Genomic DNA, 17,263 nt, shown 5'->3' with positions numbered 1-17,263 from the left:
GATGTGTAACTCTATAAATACTAACACTGCTTAGTGTAAGCAGGTGGTTTATTTCTTAAACTCGATACCATCAAAGCTGATAGCATTGGCGCTGATGACCAGCGAACTTACCAGGCTACCGGCATTATGCTTATCGCCGTCAAACACATTATCAAACTGCACACAGTAGGCATCTTTAAACTCCAGCAACTGGTGCGTACCCGTGCTGCTGTTCACTTCAAAAAAACGAACCGATCCGCTCTTCTTTTCATCGGGCGTGATCATCCACTGGATAATATCTTTAGGGGCAGGTTCTTCCAGTATAATGGTGATAATACCACCCAGCACCTGCGCATGCGGCGAGCCATCGGGCTTAATATTTTGTTTATAGTTGAAAGAGCAGTGTCTTACATTATACACGGTTCCTTCTATCGTTAATGCTGCTTTATATGAGCTCATGGTATTTGTTTTGAAAGAATGTGCGGGAATAGCCAACGCACCACAAACTTCTTCCCGCAACAGGAACACTTATTGCAGGAAGAAGCAGGTACACTATAATTTTGTGTAAGGAATGCGCTTAGGATGGCCAACAACCATTATACTGAGCACCTCCGTAAGAAATGCTTTCAGCACTCACTACAAAGCTGATGTGCATGCTGTGTGAATTCACGGCATCAAATTTAACTTCATGCCAGATAACATAGCCATTCTCCCAGCCTAACTCAATGAGTTTACCTTCTTCATTAGATTTGTTAAAAGTGATAGCACCTTTGGTGGGCTTGAACTTAGCATTGAGCATGCTTTCGAGAATATCGCTCTTTTCAGTAGCTTCTACTACTACTTTAATGGTAGCGTTAGATGGATCAGAAGCTACACGACCAGAGGCATCGCTGGTACGTGCTACATTGTAATTAACGTCCAGAACTTTGTAGTCACTACCGCCATTGAATTTCAGACTTGCGTTGTACGCCATAATAAATAGATTAAAAATTAAAAAGTAAACAAGATTAGATATATTATATTTAATAACCAAACAATTTACAAATTGTCGTATATATACGACCCACTACACAATACTATGCATCCCCTCCGCAATAGGTGTAAAGATGCTACTGGTATCACATCTTCCGTTTTTACCCACCTCGCAATACAGCTTACATACCCCCTTATTAAAGGCATAAGCAGCAAGCCCGATACGATTACTCACTTCCAGCTTTTTAATCAGCCTTTCTATATAAGTGTCAATGGTTCGTTTACTTAAAGCAAGCGACGATGCTACCTCATGATTGGTAGCCCCTTCTGCGATCAATGCCAGTATTTTTAATTCTACCGGCTTCAATGCTTCAGTGGGTGATTCTTTCTTGCGGCCCGAGATAATAGACAGGGTTCTGTTTTGCCAGTGCTGCAGGTAAGCCTTATACTCTGCATCTTCTTTTTGCATGGGATCATCAATGTAACGCGTAATAAAATCAATACTACGTTCGCAATACATCACATTATTCCATTGAAACAACATATCGGCCATATCTGGCTGATACGTGCTGCTGTAAGCAATGATATTCACTTCTTCACTTACATTTTTAATAAGCCTTACGGCTTCCATACCACTAATAAAAGGGGTATACAAATCAATAACCAGGCAGCTGGTATCATTTACGTTATACAGTTCTAATAACTTACCGCCGTCGGGCGCACAAAAGGAAATCTGATGCTGGGGATCTTTAATTATCTCATCTTTTAAGGCGTTTACAAAATTAGCATCATCATCGGCAATGCCGATGGTTAAGGGTAGCTCTCTGTTTTTCATCGTTTTCTGGTTTTTCCAAGGGATTGTTGAACAATTACAGCGGGGTTAGGTTAATTCCGGGATAAACGTAAAGAGTTTTTCATTAACAAGCAATTTTTTTATTTGCACAAACTTTGTATAAATAGTCGTATTTATACGATTGTTTAATATACATGTTCTGCCTAAGTTTGTCCGCAATACAACATAACCACACCACATGAGGCCAGTTAATTATGAAAACATCAAGAATAAAACCCTTATTTTCTGGGGGTACTTTATATTATTGATTATATGTGCATTTGTTCCTGTATTACTATTCTTTAAAAGCTACAACGTTCAAAAACAATATATAGCCGATGATATACTCGCTTGCAAAAAAGTATTGAACAAGCAGATAGTATTACATAATAAAGTAGATTCACTATACTCCTTAATGCAGATGCTGAATGCCAACCAGGTAAGAAGCGATTTATTCCTAGAAAAATATATAGCAGATAATAAAAAAGATATTACTAGAATTATAGATGCAGATAGCGCAGCTTTCCAACACTACTCTTTACTGCTTACAGAAGTAGACAAAATGTTGATGCTAAAAGATAGTATACGCAATATTGTAGACAGAGAGCAGCTGGCCTTAAAAGATTTATCAGATTGCATTAAGTTTACCCGGAAAATACAAAACGACTTAACCTACGACCCACAACGGAATTTTTCATCAGCCCGATAGCCATCACCCCCTAAACCTACACCAACATGGAAGCACACATTTCAATGGAACAGAAAGAAAGACAGCAGCACTTTATATACCTGTTGTTGTTAACGCTTTGCGGCGTGGTACTTCTTTCGGTAATATTCCTGAGAAAAATGGATTCGCCCTTTAAAAATGATATGGCTTTTGAAATGTATTTACTGGAAGAACACCAGCATTTCAATGCCCGCCAGCAGGATATTGCCCCTTTTATGTCTAAAACCTTCGACAAAATAGAAGTGCTGCCTATAAGCCAGCTACAGGGCTTTTCTGAAACCGACATTACCAATAGCATAGCCGATATAGCAAGCATTACCGAAAACAAACAAATCACCGACATACGCAAAGAGAACTACGGCCAGATAGCTCTTTTTTATAAGATGTACTTTGCCGATAAGAAGATTGCATTTGCCAAATTGCAAAACATTACACAATATGAAAAACAATACACCGAGTGCAGCATTGGCTTTAAGGAGAAAGAGCAACAGCTGTCACAAAAAAACGCAGCCATAGCAGCGCGTAGCAACTAACCTTGCTATCCGTTTGTATTCCCCTTTTTCAACTCACTCTAACCACCCACCCCTTTCATGGATTTTATCCAAAAAAACAAGAAAAACATTGTTGCCCTCACTGTCATTTTATTATTATTGACAGCAGGTCTTTTCGCGTGGCTTCAAAAGAAGGTTATTCACAGCGATAACGATATAGCAGCAACCGTATATCCTTTAAAATTATCCGTAGGCGACACTTTATACTTTGCCGATAACACCCCGTTTGCCACCCATAAAAGATGGAGCTTTGGTGATGGCTCTATGGCCGTTTCCGATAGCGGCACCTACCGCTACAGCAAACCCGGCTATTACCAGGTATCGTTGCTGATTAACGGCCAGTATTCCCGAATCATGAACGTGCAGGTGCTGGAAAAACCGGAAGAAACCGATTTATCCGATTCGCTGGTCAGCGTTAACGCGCCGCATGTAGGTATGCAGTTTGAAAACATTGTTTTCCGCAGCAAAGCGTTGAATGCAACCGCCTACCGGTGGAAGTTTGGAGAGTCGGGCAATATTGATTCCAAAGATCCCTTAGCCATTTACGCCTACCAGCAACCCGGCGACTACACCGTACTGTTGTATACCAACACTACCGAATACCCCGTACTGCATAAGATTACAATACTACCTGCATTTAAAACCGTAAACGATTCTATTTCCTTAGACAACACCTACGAAAAAATAGACAACGATTTTAAAACGCATTTGCAGTTAATAGCCAACGGCAGCAGTTTTAATGCTAATTACAACTACCTGCTCGCTACCTATCTGTGTCAGAACGAAAAGGCCATTATTAAAGTCAACGGAAGTAAGGTCAACGATTTTAATAGCTACTGCCTGGGATTGCAGTTTGACAAAGGCATTACCATTTTTAATGTGAAATGTGGTTTTGACGATAACCAGAAATGCGTAAAAAAAGTAGAGATACAACAAGGCAAGTAATAGCCGTATTGATAAAGCGATAGACATGAACATTGCCCGCCCTTTTATCTGCCTGAGTTTACTGGCAACCTGGATGTTGTCTGGCTGTGCCTTGCTGCAAAGCAAACAGATCAAGGTAAAGAAAACGCCTGCAGATAGCCATTATACCACCTTAAACAATTACACGTTATTGAACGGCTATCCTTACCAGCGCGACTGGTGGATTGCCTTTTCGGACCGTGAACTGAATACCACCTGCATAAGCCCTACCAATAACATGCCCCTGAAAAAGATGGGCTTTATGGATGCGGCTTACATTGTAGAAGAGAACGCACAATATGTAAAGCTGCTGCAATACAGTGCAGATATAGACCTTGCCAATAACAAAGGCCGTTTGCCCCGTAAAACCGCTAAAACAACCGGGTGGATTAAAAAAGATAAATTATTACTGTGGCAGGTAGCCCTGCCGGATAACAGCAGCCGCTTTACCGCTAAAGCTATTATACATTTAAGTGGCCGTGATATACTGGCCAATGCCAACCGGTATGTACTGGGCGATTCTATGATATTATTCAGCTCGCCCTCTTTACAAACTCCCAACGGCATTCACATTGCCCCGGGCTCACTGGTATACCTGTACAAACAATCAGAAGATAAAAAAAGCTTCCTGATAGGTAAAGAGCCTTCTATTACTGTAGAAACCGCCAAACAGAATATGCTGGGCTGGATTAATAAAGACGCCATCAGCATCTGGGGCACCAACAGCGCTTTCAGCTTTAACCCCGAAGCGCTTACAGCCGATAGCACAGGACTACTGTATGCCAACCAGGATGTAGCCCTGTCACAAAAAGGCAAGCCCTTGTTTACCAGTTCGGAAATACCCGGCAGAACCTTTTTCGAAAACATTCACCCGGTACAAAACAGGCCGCTGCTGGGCGACTCCACCATACAAACGGGTTACCTCGAAAACATCATGGATTATTCCAAAAACAGTGTATACAATGTATTGGGTAACCCTATCACCTACCACCAGTATTTGCAGATTATGAAAAACTTCCGGCAAATAAATGTGGTGTTTGTGCTGGATGCTTCTGTAAACAACCGCATGTATTTTCCGTTAGCCAAATCGATTATACAAGACCTGCAAATGTATTTCGACACCGCCACACAGGTAAAGAACTACCGCTTTGGCGCTGTTACTTATAAATACAACAAATGCCGCCTGGACACCTTTCAAAATGTGTTTGGCCTTACCCACAATTTTACCGATGTAGAATACTATCTCGATCAGAAGCTGAACCTGGCCACCTGTTCGGATGAAAATATTTACCAGCCTTTGTACCGCGGCTTGTCCGACGCCTGTAACCTGTTGATGCCGTACAAGAACGAAACCAACATGATCATTGTAATAGGCACTACCGGCAACGGCAATATTGAAGATCGCTTTACCATGGGCAACACCATTAACAAGCTCACACAGGTACGCGCCCGTTTGTTGATGTTTCAAAGCCTGAGCAAACGCAACGATGCCTATAACGACTTTGTACTGGATGCCGAAAAACTGGTAACCAGCTCTGCCGCCAATATTGCTGAATTAAAGAAAGAAATGCTGGTAGATATCAATGATGTGATCTACAACCCTTCCTATAGTATGCGCACGGGCGATTCCGGCATTTACACCATGGACTACCCCCGCAAAAGCATGACACAGGGGATGGTATTGTTTCCGAAAAAAGGCGAAATAATGCCTGCCGGTGTATTGAAAAATTACTTTGACACCTTGCTGATGCAGGTAGCCAGTGACAACAACATCACGGGCACTAAGCTGAAAGAATATTTTTATACCATCGGCGTTAAAAGCACCAGTTTAAAACCTGCCTTTGCCAGCTACGCCAGCAACCTGCAACTAAGCACCGGGTTTACCCGTGCCTTTGCCGGAGCCAAAAACAATTATTTTATACCAGCGTATACCCTGCCTGTGAACAATGACCGCAACACACCTTTCCTGCTTAACTACGGCGTGTTGTTATCAGAAACGGAATACGATAAGCTGATGGATCAGTTTTATACGATCTATAGCATTACGGCAGCCAGCGAAAACTTCAATGCCAAAAAGGCCTGCCGCAGATACAAGACATACGTGCAGGAGTATGTGAAAGTAAATAAGATAACACCACCTTTTAATATTAAGCGAATGACGCTGGCGCAAAATCTGTACCTGTATACCGGTTTTATTTCTGCCGATTCGTTATTTAATACCACGCCGTTGCGCAAATTGAAAAAACGAAATCCGGAAACAGTACTGCGCGTGTTCAACAGTTTTAAATATGCAGCCGATGCCATGCAGGACAACAAAAACAGCAGTAACGTAAAATTCAATAACAACAATATCTTTTACTATTACCTGAACCAGCAGCAAATGCCGCAAGGTGTTTACCAAAAAGAAGAAACTGAATAAAAGCGAGTAATTTATAAAAACACTTTCATGAATATCCTATTTGCCAACGACACCGTAAAAGAAGTACTCCACATAGCACAGGCTATTGCCCGTGAAAACTACCATGCTACCTATGGGGCTCCGCACCTGCTGCGCGCCTTAATGCACAAAGAAACCGGGCTGCACGATTTTTTACATTCCCTGGAAAAAGATCCTGCCTACTTTATCGAATGGGCGGAAGTAAGAATGGAAGACTTCCCTTCTACCATGTCGTTGCCCGAAACCATAGAGCAAGCTCCTGAAATAGAAGATATACTGGAAGAAGCAGATGATATACGTGTAAAGCTGGGACTGGATGAAGTTACCGCCCTGTGCGTGCTCACTGCCCTGGTTAAACCCCACGTAGTGTTTACACCTGCACAGTTAAAATCGCTGCCCTTACGCGAAGGCGAAATTATAGCCAGCCTGAAAGGCACCAGCGAAAACAACGCCACTCCACTGAATGGTGTTAACGGTAAATCGGAACAACATTATGGATCCGATAGCGCGCTGCATAAATATTGTGTAAACAAAACCGCACTGGCTCAAAGCAAAACAATTGACCCTATCATTGGCCGCGAGAAAGAAACCCGCATGCTGATAGAAGTATTGGGCCGTCGTAACAAACCCAACGTTATTATCACCGGCGAACCGGGTGTAGGTAAAACTGCCCTGGTAGATGGTTTGGCGTATGAAATCATTGCCGGCAATGTGCCATTGCATATACAACACGCCGTGCTGCTGGAACTGGACATGGGTACGCTGATGGCCGGCGCTTCTTATAAAGGCGAAGTAGAAGACCGCCTGAAAAAGATTATCACCGAACTGAAAAAGCTGGACAAAGCCATCCTGTTCATTGACGAAATACACCAGCTTCTGGACAGCAAAGGGGCCTTAGGCAGCGGCACCGCCAACCTGTTGAAGCCCGAGCTGGCAAGAGGTGCTATTACGGTGATTGGCGCCACCACCAGCGAAGAGCATAGAAAAATTATAGAGCCTGACCAGGCATTCAGCAGAAGGTTTGAAGTACTGGCCATTTACGAGCCGGATGCTGACACCTGCTATAAAATGATAGAATTCCTGATTCCCCGTTACGAAGCACATCATCATATTAAAATTGCACCAGACGCTATTGCAGAATGTGTACGCCTTTCTAAAAGATACCTGAAAGAAAAGTGCTTGCCCGATGCAGCATTGGATCTGCTGGACAGAACCATGTCGGCCATTCGCATGCTCGACGAAACCTCTGCCAAAGAATTGCAGCAATGGAAAGACAAATACGAAGCCCTCAAAGCTGAAAGTAACGAAGGGGAACAGGCTTCTTTAAGAGATTACAAATGGCACTACCAGCTGTTGCAGAATATGGTAAGTCCTATTTTGTGGGGCAGCCTGCAGGAGCAGCCTGATATCAGCGCCATAGAAAGTGTTGCCGAGCTGCAACAACTTACCGAAAAAACCTTTGCCGAACTGGATACCTTAAAAGAGATCAAAAGAGATACGGTGGGCAAGCAGGAGCTGGCAGCAGTAATGGCGGCCAAAACCAATATCCCTATTGGCAAAATACAGGCGAAAGAAAAGGAAAAACTACTGAACATGGAAACCGCGCTGCAACGCCGTGTAGTGGGTCAGGATCATGCTTTAAAAGTGCTGAGCGATGCCATTGTACAAAGCAGAAGCGGTATTCATAAACCCGGCCAGCCTATCGGTTCCTTCTTCTTACTGGGCCCAACCGGTACCGGTAAAACAGAACTGGCCAAGTCTATTGCCGAGTTGCTGTTCAATGATGAAAAAGCCATGATCCGCTTTGATATGTCTGAGTTTAAAGAAGAGCATTCCGCAGCGTTGTTATACGGTGCTCCTCCCGGCTATGTAGGCTATGAAGAAGGTGGTATGCTGGTGAACAAAATTCGCCGTCAGCCTTATTCTGTGGTGCTGTTCGACGAAATTGAAAAAGCACATCCTTCTGTATTTGATGTGTTTTTACAAATTATGGATGAAGGCAAGGTAACAGATAAGCTGGGCAAAGAAGGTGATTTCAGCAATGCCCTTATACTGTTTACTTCCAATATAGGCAGCCAGTTTATAGTAGAGAAGTTTGAACAGCAGGTTATCCCTACTTCACGCGAGCTGATGGATATAATGGCCCGCAACTTCCGCCCGGAGTTCCTGGCCCGTATTACAGAAATACTTCCATTTGCACCTGTCAATGAAGCCATGGCCGTAAACATATTCAACATACAGCTGACTTCCCTGCTAAACCCGCTGCACCGCCTGGGCATTGCGTTAAACATTACCGATGATGCCCGCAAACAACTGGCATTAAGCGGATTCTCTCCACAGTACGGTGCCAGACAAATCAGCGGCGTTATCCGTTCGCAACTTAGCCGGCCTATATCCAGGATGATAGTGAATGAAGAAGTACAGAAAGGCCATACCATAGTGGTATCGCTGGATGCGGAAGGACAATTACAATGGAACGTACAATAAGCACCATAACATGACTACACTTTTTTCCTATAGTAAACAATTACTGGCAGCCACCTTTTTCCTGGTAGCTGCGGAAAAAGTGTGCGCCGCTACTATAGACACCACCGACCGTAGAATTGCCTGGTACAAAGCAACCGTAGCAGGCAATGCAGGTACTATTCGCTTTGTGGAGTATGCCCTGCAACTGCATGGCATACCCAAAGCCCTGCGTAACCTGGCGTTGATCGAGTCTGATTTTATTGTTAGTACCCTTTCCAGCGCCAACGCAGCAGGCATCTGGCAAATAACGCCAGATGTAGCCAAAGACTATGGTTTAAAAACCAGCAAGGTGAACGACGAGCGGTACGATGTATACAAAAGCACCTATATGGCTTGCCGTAACCTGAACGATCTGTACCAGCTATATAAAAACTGGCTGATTGTAATAGCCGCTTACAACTGTGGGCAGGGCCGGGTGAACAAAGCCATGGCAAGGGCAGGCAGCAGAAAGTATAGTGATTTTTACAGGTATCTGCCGGATGAAACCATACTGCATGTATATAAGTTTATGATGGCCTGCTACGCTACCAATGAATGGCTTTTTTGTGAACAGGAAAGAATAGCAGCATCCGCAGGTACTACAGCACCCACGCATGTGCAGGACAGAAACCCGGATATAGCGGTGGTAACGGTTAGCGCCGGTTACAAATTAAAAGTAATAGCCAACGGCCTGCAATTGCCGCTGGAAGTGTTGCAGTTATTGAACCCGTCATTTGAGAAAGAGCTGTTACAACGTGGCGAAACCCAATTACAATTACCTATTGATAAAATGCCTGATTTTTTAATTACCCAAAACCAGGTATTAAAAACATCACTCGAAACCGAATAAAAAAACACTATGGCAACCTCTGGCAACTATAAACTACCCTTTAACCCCAGCACGCTGTTTTCGGCTACGGGGTTTATAGAATCATGCAGTCAGGAAGAAAGCATTGCACAAAACCTGATGTTGCTGATCACCACCAAACAGGGCGAAAACCGGTTCGATCGCTTCTATGGCAATGCCGTATGGGATATCGACTTTGAAAACGCCAAATCGGAAGGGGAATGGGAAAGGATATTCCGCCAGAGCATGGAAGAGTGCATTCTGAAATACGAACCCCGTTTAAGCAATGCCGAAGTAAAAGTGCGCATCTCTTACCTGGAGCAGTCGAATGCTAAAAAAGCCACCGTGATAAAGAAGAAAGCCAGCATTCACATACAAGCCATATTAAGTGATAGCCGCGAGATATACCAGTTTGCCACAGAAATATTTTTAAGCCCTTTATCCGTAGACTAACAGCAACCCCCTTTTAAAAAACACACGCATGAGCCAGGTAGTGAACAGATACTCTAAAGAAACGATCAAGGCACGTATGTTGCAGAACGCCGCCACTTTATGGGGCGTAAAAAACGAGCGCGCACTGGACCCTTTTGTGAAAATGCTGATTGAAGCGTTTAGCACCGAAATGTTTAAGGTAAGCAACGAGGTAAGCAATATGCAGGCCCGTTTGCTGGAAAAAGTAGCCCGCCTGCTCACCCCTTCTATCTATACCATTCCACAACCCGCACATGCCATTGTGCATGCGCAACCACTGGAAGCCGCCAACATACTCAATAACGAACACGAGTTCTCCTACTCTATTCAGCTGGCGGCCAAAGCCAAAGGCCAAAGCGCTATACAGATAGATTTAAAATATACCCCGGTGGATGCTGTAAAACTGCTAAACACCAATATTACCGCCATGCTGGCCGGCAACAGCTGTTACCTGTTTGATAAAAAGATGAATAAAACGGCGCTGAAAAAATGGAAGCAGGCGCCTGCTAAAAATGGGGAGATGTGGCTGGCGCTGGATATGAGCCAGCTGAAGCAGGATATGCCGCATGAAATAGCCCTGTATTTCTCCAACCCCGCTTTTGAACACCTGGACTGGCTATATACCTTATTGCCTTATATAACCATTGACCTGGGCAATCACCCACTGACAGTGGAGCCTGATATCAGGTATCATTCGCAAACCGAGCAACAAGGCTACGAAGGTATTTTTAATGAATACAATATCCAGAAAAGGGTAACCGATAATATCAAAAACATTTACCGGCAGCAGTTCATTACCATAAAAGGGTTTCCCGAACAAACCGAAGAATACCTCCAAACACTGCCAGCCTTTTTACAGGAGCATTTTGACCAGGGCGATACAAAGAAATTCTTCCCCGGTCAGTACTTCTGGTTAAAGCTCAAGTTTCCGCCACAGTACACTTTTGAAGTGCTGGAGCAGTTTACGGTGTGCACCAATGCCTTCCCGGTATTTAACCGTAAATGGAAGCAGCTGGACTATTCGTTAAATCTTACCGGCAATAACATACCCTTATCGCTGGAGCCTGGCGAACATTTCCTGTCGGTACATAACGTACAGGACAACAACGGTACCAGCTATACCGAAATACCTTACTCTGCCAGCAACAACCTGCAAAAAGGTTTATACTCTGTGCGCAAAGGGGGCATGGAAAGGTTTGATGAAAGAAATGCACTGGATATGGTCAACTACCTGCTGGAACTGATACGGGACGAGGTATCTGCTTTTGGCAGCATGAAAACCGGTAACGTGGTAAAGCCGGTAAATGAGATGGTGGCGCAGATGAAAAAACTGGAACAGGTGGTAGCTTCTGTATCCAACACCACACGTGAGTTATCCAGTTATGTGATCACCGAGCCACGCAATGGCGTAACGCAGGTAAACGTAAGCTACTGGGTAACGCATTGCCGCCTGGGCAACGATTTGCGTGCATCGGAAGAATTAAAGGCCGATAGCGCTACGCCTTTGCAAAATGGCAAAGTGCTGCTGCTTACCAACACCCGTGGCGGCGAAACGCCCCAGCAGGGAACCGATACCATTAATGCTTATCGTTATGCATTAACCTCACGCGACAGGCTGGTGACCATACAGGACATTAAAAACTTTTGCCTGTATGAACTCAGGGATGATATTAAGGATATCACTATTAAAAAAGGCATTGCCCACAGCGCCAAGCCCAAAGAAGGCTTTGTGAGAACCACGGACATTTTTATCACCCTGCAAAACTATGAAGCTTATCCTGAACATTACTGGAAAGCAAAAGAACGGGAGCTGATTCAAAAGATTGATGCACGCGCGGTAGATGGCATTTTACGCCGGGTATTTTTTATTACCGATCAACCCACCTCTTTATAACCTATGCAGGAAGAATTAGACATACCGAGGTTTATCAACCACCTGCACACCGATTTTAAAGCAGAGGTGGTGGCTGCTTCGCTGATGCAATATTTTGATTCGGCCGAAGCTATCTATATAAAACGGTTGGGTGGCAGCGAGCGTGCAGCCAAGAAGGATATTGCCCGTGTACGCGATGGCTATTTCGATTCCACACCCGGCGAACTGGTGATTGAAACCCACCGCGATAGTATATATGATTATATGCCCGAAGGCATATTCCATAAACCTACTTTAGGTGGCATACATAAATCCACCGAAGAAATTGTATCGGCCATTCGCAAACAGCGCAAGCAGGAAGCAGAAAGCCGTATGTTCTTTGGCCCTTTTGAACAGGAAGCCGCTTTTACCGAAATGATGGCAGCACACCTGGAACAGCGCATGGATAACAAAGGCATGTACGACGATCTGTTAAACGTGCTGTCCGATCTGTGGCCCCTGCTGCAACAGCTGGATAAAGAAAACGCCAAGGTGTTCATTTACCTGCTACCCTTTTTTTACATGACCACCGGCAATAAAAAATGGTTTGTAAAAACATTACAGTCCTTGCTGGGCTATCCCGTTACCATACAGGATGTGCCCAACATGGAAAATGTAGATCATATCAAAAACCAGCTATCCCTGCAAAAAAAGCAACTGGGCATCAGCACCGTGTTATGTGGCAGCCATTATGATGGCAACCGGAACTGGGAAATAACCATTGGCCCGGTAGATTCCGGCGCTGCGCACGATTTTTTACCCAACAGCCGATTAAACAAACTACTGCAGGCCATCTACGAAAGCTTTGTGCCGGAAGGCGTACAGGTGGTGCAAAAAATGATTATCAGCCCTACTGCATTTTTCACAGGCAAAAACAATACTCAACCCGGTTATTTAGGATATACCACATTCTTATAAAGTATGATAACATTAAAAGCCATATTTCTTAACTACTTACTGGTTCCATTGGTAGCAGTGCTATTGGCTGCCCTGATGGCTTATGTAAAGAAGAAAAACAAGATATTAAAAAACAAAACGCTGATACTGTACCTGCTGCTGGCCAGCCTGGTGCTGGCATTACCCGGTATTGGCGGTTTGGCAGGGAATACCTTCAGCCCTTATTGGTACCTGTTTGCACAACTGTTATATCTATGCCTGGGCATTTACCACATACGCCTGATGGCGCATTATTTCAAACGCACGGGCACCGATAAAAAAAGCAATGTGTATGCTATCTTATTCGAGCTTCTGCTTACCATCATGTGCCTGCTACTGGGCAGTTACCTGTTCACCCTCCTGTTTAACTGGCTAAGCCCTTACAAAGGCTATGGACTAACTGCATCCACTTCTCTGTGCATCTTTATCATGCCATTGATATTCAACTATACCTATACCCGCTTTCTGGCTATTCCTTTTGCCATTTACAAAGTATGGCAGTATACGCCCGGTGTGACAGCAGGCTTTGAAAACAGGGACCTGGGTACGCTGATGCTGGTAAACCTGGAACTGACTAAAACCCCGGTAGACGGCCACCGTTTTGCCATCAAAGCCAAATCGCCACAGAATCTGCCATTAGGCGAATGGATGAACCGGGTGATTGAAGATTTCAACCTCAAAAATCCTACAGAACCTATTCAAACCACCAGCGACACCGGTGAAGAGCATGGATGGATCTTTTATGTAAAGCCCTCCTTCTTTCATATGCGCCGCTACCTGGATTACGAAAAATCTGTAGCCGACAACAAGCTATCCGAGAAGAACATCGTGATCTGTAAAAGAGTGATCAGGCACGAAGAAGAAAAAGTGATATCAGTAGTATAAACACCTATCAAAAAATATTTAAAACGGTAAACATTCTGTATGATAAGATCCTTACAACATCCGTCCGTTAACTGGGTAGATGGCATGCAAATTTCGGAAACGCACTACACAGCGCAGGAAAGATACATTTCTGACTCGCTGCGGGATGTCACCTCTTTTAAAATCAACAGGTATAATTACGGCCTGTTACCCGCAGAAGGTATAGATTCGGAAAACAGCATCTTTGATATTTACGCCACTGCCACTAACGACGTACAGCTGAACATTAAAAAATGCCACGCTGTTACTGCTGCCGGCTATAGAATTGATATAGAAAACCTGCCGGTGAACATCAATTCCCTGTCGGGTATGGTGCTGGGCGAAATGCAGCAAAGCTATTACGTAATTATTACCGTTAACCCCTTTGAGCGTATCCCTACGGGCGACTTTGATCCGGAAGAGATACCTCCCCGCCACCTTTTTGTAAAACCGCATTATCATATACAACTGGTGCCTGTTACCGCCGTTAACAGCGACCACACTGCCGGTAACTACCTGGTTGCGGGCAAGGTGGTGTTCAGCAACGGTATTATCAGTGCCGACGCCTCTTTTGTACCACCCTGCACCAGCATAGACAGCCACCCCGCCCTGTTAAAGCATTATCACGACTGCATTAAATACATGGCGCTGCTGCAACAGTATGCTACCGCTATCCTGCGCAAAAGCAACCATAAAAGCCAGCACCCGGTTATTACCCGTTGTGTGGCCGATATATGCCGTGTAATGTTAAGCCAGATAAGCAGCAACTATTTTCAGCTGCGTAACATGGCTTCGCAACTACCACCCGTGCATTTCATCAGCAGCTTTGCCAACCTGGCCCACAGCCTGTATATCTGTATCGATACCATGCAGGATGCGGAAAAGGAAATAACACTGAACTATTGTTTTGAGTGGAGCAACATTGCCCCACACGTGCTGATGAAATCGTTATCATCTACCGTGGAAATCAACTACAACCATTACCGCATTGGCGATTACATGAAAACCATACAGGACATGCTGCTGAACCTGCACACCATTTGGGAAAAGCTCAGCAACCTGGAATACATAGGCCAGCAGCGCGAAAACATCATTGTTCAGGAAGAAGCCATTACACAAACCGTTAAAACCAATAAAGGCTGGAGCCCTTTTGATTAAAAGCGGCCGGCAGTGGTAATTACACACATTCACCTAAAAAAACACAATGAGTTACCCCTTTTATGCTGCATTCAGAAAAGTAAGAAGAATGCTGGGCTTTGTGCCAAGAGCGCCGGATGAAAAGGTAGTTGAAAAAGAAGAAGAAAAACAAAACATATCCATTTCAATTAATAATCAAAATACAGATACCATGTCAATGTTTAATTACGGAGTAGGTGGCAACGAAGTAAAAGTAGATGCCAACGAAGCCATCCAGGACATCCAGGAAAACAAAACCCTATTAGCGGCCAAATTAACAGGCGACGATCCTGTTACGCCTGAAATCATCACCGGTTTACGCACCGTGGAAGATGTGTTCCGCTATTTCCGTCCTTCTATTGAAGTAGAGCATGAAACTGCCGACGGACAGTCCAGGAAAGAAGAATTCAACTTCAAAAACCTGGGTGACTTTACTCCACAGGGCATCACGCAGCAAAGTACTTATCTGAAAGAAATGAGTTTACAGCAAGAGCAGTACAACACCATTATCCGCCAGATTAAAACCAACAAAGTACTGCGTGCTTTATTAGAAAATGCAGAAAGCAAAGAAGCATTTATTAAAGCATTAAAAGCAGTAGCAACCGAATTACAATCCGCTTAATCCTTACACCAATACATAACCATTAAAAAACGCATTCTATGGCAAAAGCACAAGGTGCAACATCCGTTGCAGAACATAAAGGACAGGCAGCCGGCACGGCCGAACTTCACCCACTGGCTAAACTGGGAGGTTTCGACTTTCTGGAATCGGTAGTAGAAGGTTTGGCTAACCTTAACCCCGAGCGTAAAGCCAGGAAACAGATTTTCCTGACGGATAAAGAAAAGCAGGGCGAAAGAAAGGCACTGGCCCAAAAAATAAACCTGTGGCTGGAACTGCTGGAAAGCGCGGAAAGCACCGACCAGATGATTGACCACTGCAAAAAGCAGGCAGATCAGGCAAAAACATCTTTACAAAAGAACCTGAAAAACACACTGGACGCCACCCGCGAACTGGAAACTTCTTACAGAACCGTTGCACAGTTTTACAAGAATACCGAACTGGACAAAGTGCCTAACGTAAACATTGTAAACGCATCGCTGGAGCAAATGACCGACCTGGATAACCCTATCTTCATTGATGCTATCTGGGCGGAGTTTAAACAAAACTACGACCGTCTTGATCTGAGAGACAACTACGCCATTTTTGCACTGCCCGGCTATTTAGGCTCTAACAAAGTGGTAGAAAAATGGGCTAAAATCTGTAACGAGAACAAAGTAATGCTGGTTACCGATTTTGCTAACCTGGATAAACCAGATGACGTTATTGACATGTTTGCTGCTGCAAACCTGGCTGGTGGCGAATTACACCGCAGTAATGTTATTATGACCTGTAACTGGTTAATTGGCCGCGGCAAAGCAGAAGAACTGGGCGAGGAAGAAGATGTATGTGTTCCTCCTTCTACTTCACTGGCTGGTAAAATCTACAAAACATTAATGTCGCAGGTTGCTGCCGGTAAAAAGTTCGGCGGCATGAACGAAGTAGACGCTGTACGCTTTGACCTGAAGAAAAGCGAGATTTCGCACCTGGAAAAAGTAGGCCTGGTACCCATGGTAAATGAGTATGGCAAAATCATGGCCTTCTCTGCCAAAACACTGTTTAACGGTGATAACATTGGCTTACAAACCTATTCTGTAGTACGTGTGTTTGACTATGTAACCAAAGTATTGCTCGACTTCCTGAACAGACGTGCGTTTGAAAACTGGAACTCTAAAAACGAAGACAACCTGCGTATGCAGATTGTACAGTTCCTCGACAGCATTAAAGGACCAGACAAACTGATTGAGAAGTTCAAAATTACCCGTTTTGAGCAGGACAGGGTGAAGAAAGACCAGGTATGGCTGGATATTCGTTTAACGCCTTATTTCCCTGCCAAAAGCTTTGTAATTAAGATGGACGGCCATAAAGGTGATGATGGCAACGCCTGGAATGCCGACTACGAGCAAGAGTAATCACAGTTCATCTATAGCTATAATAAAAGCCGTCTCCTATCA

16 protein-coding genes are annotated in these 17,263 nt (G+C 44.2%); 13 read left to right on the top strand and 3 right to left on the bottom strand.

Going from position 1 to position 17,263, the window contains the following annotated elements:
- Window positions 1-48: 48 nt before the first annotated feature.
- The 3 genes from tssD (FLA_RS06760) to FLA_RS06750 all read right to left on the bottom strand — a co-directional run bounded on the left by tssD (FLA_RS06760) (window position 49) and on the right by FLA_RS06750 (window position 1,786).
- Entirely contained in the window at window positions 49-438 is a 390-nt protein-coding gene (gene tssD, locus FLA_RS06760) for a type VI secretion system tube protein TssD (RefSeq protein WP_076380014.1), read from the bottom strand.
- Between the two features lie 118 nt (window positions 439-556).
- Window positions 557-952: a type VI secretion system tube protein TssD gene (gene tssD, locus FLA_RS06755; RefSeq protein ID WP_076380015.1), complete on the bottom strand. Its 396-nt coding sequence runs from the start codon at window positions 950-952 to the stop codon at window positions 557-559.
- Window positions 953-1,045: 93 nt separating this feature from the next.
- Window positions 1,046-1,786: a response regulator transcription factor gene (locus FLA_RS06750; protein WP_076380016.1), complete on the bottom strand. Its 741-nt coding sequence runs from the start codon at window positions 1,784-1,786 to the stop codon at window positions 1,046-1,048.
- A 196-nt stretch (window positions 1,787-1,982) separates the two neighbouring features.
- On the opposite strand from FLA_RS06750, the gene tssO (FLA_RS06745) reads away from it, so the two are divergent.
- From tssO (FLA_RS06745) to FLA_RS06685, 13 genes are read left to right on the top strand one after another with little or no spacing between them, the layout of a single operon-like run.
- Window positions 1,983-2,492 carry a type VI secretion system TssO gene (gene tssO / locus FLA_RS06745; RefSeq protein ID WP_076380017.1) on the top strand — a complete coding sequence of 170 codons (510 nt, stop codon included), beginning with the start codon at window positions 1,983-1,985 and terminating at the stop codon, window positions 2,490-2,492.
- A 26-nt stretch (window positions 2,493-2,518) separates the two neighbouring features.
- The gene (gene tssO, locus FLA_RS06740; protein WP_076380018.1) at window positions 2,519-3,043 is read left to right on the top strand and encodes a type VI secretion system TssO; all 525 of its coding nucleotides are present in this window, start codon (window positions 2,519-2,521) and stop codon (window positions 3,041-3,043) included.
- A 57-nt stretch (window positions 3,044-3,100) separates the two neighbouring features.
- Complete coding sequence (locus FLA_RS06735) at window positions 3,101-4,006, top strand: PKD domain-containing protein (RefSeq protein WP_076380019.1); 906 nt, start codon at window positions 3,101-3,103, stop codon at window positions 4,004-4,006.
- A gap of 25 nt (window positions 4,007-4,031) precedes the next feature.
- On the top strand, window positions 4,032-6,443 hold the full coding sequence (gene tssR, locus FLA_RS06730) for a type VI secretion system protein TssR domain-containing protein (RefSeq protein ID WP_076380020.1): 2,412 nt from the start codon (window positions 4,032-4,034) through the stop codon (window positions 6,441-6,443).
- A 27-nt stretch (window positions 6,444-6,470) separates the two neighbouring features.
- On the top strand, window positions 6,471-8,948 hold the full coding sequence (locus FLA_RS06725) for an ATP-dependent Clp protease ATP-binding subunit (RefSeq protein ID WP_076380021.1): 2,478 nt from the start codon (window positions 6,471-6,473) through the stop codon (window positions 8,946-8,948).
- Window positions 8,949-8,958: 10 nt separating this feature from the next.
- A complete protein-coding gene (locus FLA_RS06720; RefSeq protein ID WP_076380022.1) occupies window positions 8,959-9,816 on the top strand; it encodes a lytic transglycosylase domain-containing protein in 858 nt (285 codons plus the stop codon).
- A gap of 9 nt (window positions 9,817-9,825) precedes the next feature.
- On the top strand, window positions 9,826-10,266 hold the full coding sequence (locus tag FLA_RS06715) for a GPW/gp25 family protein (protein ID WP_076380023.1): 441 nt from the start codon (window positions 9,826-9,828) through the stop codon (window positions 10,264-10,266).
- 28 nt (window positions 10,267-10,294) lie between these two features.
- Window positions 10,295-12,178 carry a type VI secretion system baseplate subunit TssF gene (locus FLA_RS06710; RefSeq protein ID WP_076380024.1) on the top strand — a complete coding sequence of 628 codons (1,884 nt, stop codon included), beginning with the start codon at window positions 10,295-10,297 and terminating at the stop codon, window positions 12,176-12,178.
- A 3-nt stretch (window positions 12,179-12,181) separates the two neighbouring features.
- A complete protein-coding gene (locus tag FLA_RS06705; protein ID WP_076380025.1) occupies window positions 12,182-13,114 on the top strand; it encodes a type VI secretion system baseplate subunit TssG in 933 nt (310 codons plus the stop codon).
- 3 nt (window positions 13,115-13,117) lie between these two features.
- Entirely contained in the window at window positions 13,118-14,017 is a 900-nt protein-coding gene (locus tag FLA_RS06700) for a TssN family type VI secretion system protein (protein ID WP_076380026.1), read from the top strand.
- Between the two features lie 39 nt (window positions 14,018-14,056).
- Window positions 14,057-15,193, top strand: a complete 1,137-nt coding sequence (locus FLA_RS06695) for a hypothetical protein (protein ID WP_076380027.1) — start codon at window positions 14,057-14,059, stop codon at window positions 15,191-15,193.
- Between the two features lie 46 nt (window positions 15,194-15,239).
- Window positions 15,240-15,833, top strand: a complete 594-nt coding sequence (locus FLA_RS06690; RefSeq protein WP_231940403.1) for a type VI secretion system contractile sheath small subunit — start codon at window positions 15,240-15,242, stop codon at window positions 15,831-15,833.
- Between the two features lie 38 nt (window positions 15,834-15,871).
- Window positions 15,872-17,221: a DUF5458 family protein gene (locus tag FLA_RS06685; protein ID WP_076380028.1), complete on the top strand. Its 1,350-nt coding sequence runs from the start codon at window positions 15,872-15,874 to the stop codon at window positions 17,219-17,221.
- The last annotated feature ends 42 nt before the right edge of the window (window positions 17,222-17,263 follow it).

Origin of the sequence: Filimonas lacunae (assembly GCF_002355595.1) — a bacterium.
In the GTDB taxonomy this organism is placed as follows: domain Bacteria; phylum Bacteroidota; class Bacteroidia; order Chitinophagales; family Chitinophagaceae; genus Filimonas; species Filimonas lacunae.
This window is presented reverse-complemented; position numbering and strand designations above follow the sequence as displayed.